Source organism: Pseudomonas sp. R62, assembly GCF_000257605.1.
Lineage (GTDB): Bacteria > Pseudomonadota > Gammaproteobacteria > Pseudomonadales > Pseudomonadaceae > Aquipseudomonas > Aquipseudomonas atacamensis.
Genome location: NZ_AHZM01000837.1, coordinates 1 through 1830 on the forward strand (window position 1 = coordinate 1; position 1830 = coordinate 1830).

The 1830-nt window shown below is 59.3% G+C and carries 3 protein-coding genes; all 3 read right to left on the bottom strand.

Features of this window, described 5'->3' with window-relative positions:
• Window positions 1–103, bottom strand: a 103-nt coding sequence (locus tag OQK_RS30885; protein ID WP_238537133.1) for a hypothetical protein, incomplete at its 3' end; no start/stop codon positions are given.
• A 247-nt stretch (window positions 104–350) separates the two neighbouring features.
• A complete protein-coding gene (locus OQK_RS00400; RefSeq protein WP_016770620.1) occupies window positions 351–713 on the bottom strand; it encodes a DUF5064 family protein in 363 nt (120 codons plus the stop codon).
• Window positions 714–775: 62 nt separating this feature from the next.
• Entirely contained in the window at window positions 776–1705 is a 930-nt protein-coding gene (gene arcC / locus OQK_RS00405; protein ID WP_016770621.1) for a carbamate kinase, read from the bottom strand.
• Window positions 1706–1830: the final 125 nt, after the last annotated feature.

Genomic DNA, 1830 nt, shown 5'->3' on the forward strand with positions numbered 1-1830 from the left:
GAATCATCTCCACCGCATCCAGATTGAGATTGCGCCCACCGAGGATAGCCAGGACTTCCTGGGTGATGCCGACGCGGTCGATGAAGCTGACGTGGATACGCATGGGGGCGGTTCAGTGATCTGCAGAGCGGAGGGGGGGCAAGTATGCCTTAAATCAAAAACCCCCTCACCCCAGCCCTCTCCCGGAGGGAGAGGGAGCCGACCGAGGTGTCTGAGGTTATGCATCGACCTGAAAGTACCGGGCGATTATGGATTCAGTGATGCAGGATCAGTTCGACGCAATGCTGCAGCATCCCCCAATCGGTTCCCTCTCCCTCCGGGAGAGGGCTAGGGTGAGGGGCTTTTGATTTTTATTCGAAATGCTCGAGGTTCACCGGATCCCCCGACTGCATATTCAACTTCTGCCGAATGTCTTCAAACATCAGATCGTAATGCTTGTGCACCGAGCCGATCTGGCTGTGGGTCTTGGGGATTCCGTACTTCTCGGCAATCTGCGTGACATCGCGGGCGAAGTTGTAGGCCTCTTCCTTGGGCAGGAAAAACGTCTCCTTCATGTCCTTGCCCTGCATGCTGCCGTGCAGGGTGAACTGAATCCCTTTGCCTTTCTGTGGATCAGTGAACACTTCATAGTCCAGATGCACGTTGTAATTGACGTCATCGTCGGTCAACGCGTGCCGCTCGATGTGCAGATGACCGGGTTCGAACAGGGCCATTGAGCTACTCCTTTCAAGGCATGGAAGCGGGGCAGGCGTTGAACCTGCCCCGGCGTTTATTGTTATCGGTAGCTGATCCCCGGCTTCGCCGTGCTGACCCGCGTACCGGCGGTGCCCTGGACGATGGCTTCGATATCGGCCAGCGAACCGATCACCGCGACCTTGCCAGTATGGCGCGCGAATTCGCAGGCTGCCTGCACCTTCGGTCCCATGGAGCCTGCGGCGAAACCGAGACGTTCGAGTTCGTCCGGGTGGGCTTCGGCGATGGCTTTCTGGGTTGGTTTGCCATAGTCGATAAAAGCCGCGTTGACGTCGGTGGCGATCACCAGCAGGTCGGCTTCCAATTGCTCGGCAAGCAACGACGAACACAGGTCCTTGTCGATCACCGCCTCAATACCTTTGAGGTTGCGCTGCTCGTCATACATGGTCGGAATCCCGCCACCACCAGCGCAGATCACGATGCTGCCCTTGTCCAGCAGCCACTTGATCGGGCGGATTTCGAAGATGCGTTTCGGCCGTGGACTGGCGACGACGCGGCGGAATTTGTCGCCATCGGCAGCAATTGCCCAGCCTTTCTCGGCGGCGAGTTTTTCCGCTTCGGCTTTCTCGTAGACCGGGCCGATCGGTTTGGTCGGGTTCTTGAAAGCCGGGTCATTGGCGTCGACTTCGACCTGGGTCAGCAGGGTGGCGAACGGCACTTCGAAGTCGAGCAGATTGCCCAGTTCCTGTTCGATGATGTAGCCGATCATGCCTTCGGTTTCAGCGCCGAGCACGTCCAGCGGGTAGGGGGTGACAGAGGTGTAGGCCGCCGCTTGCAGCGACAGCAGGCCGACTTGCGGGCCATTGCCGTGAGCGATGACCAGTTGGTTGCCGGGATGGATCTTGGCGATTTGCTCGGTGGCGATGCGGATGTTGGCGCGCTGGTTGTCAGCGGTCATCGGCTCACCACGGCGGAGCAGGGCGTTACCGCCCAGGGCTACGACGATACGCATGGTGCATGTCCTTTTCGTATTGATCGTTCCCACGCTCTGCGTGGGAATGCCGCCACGGACGCTCTGCGTCCGCTGTGACGCAGAGCGTCACGGGATGCATTCCCACGCGGGAGCGTGGGAACGAT

Coding starts and splice junctions, on each gene's coding strand:
- OQK_RS00400 (WP_016770620.1), bottom strand. CDS start 713: ATGGCCCTGTTCGAACCCGGTCATCTGCACATCGAGCGGCACGCGTTG.
- arcC (WP_016770621.1), bottom strand. CDS start 1,705: ATGCGTATCGTCGTAGCCCTGGGCGGTAACGCCCTGCTCCGCCGTGGT.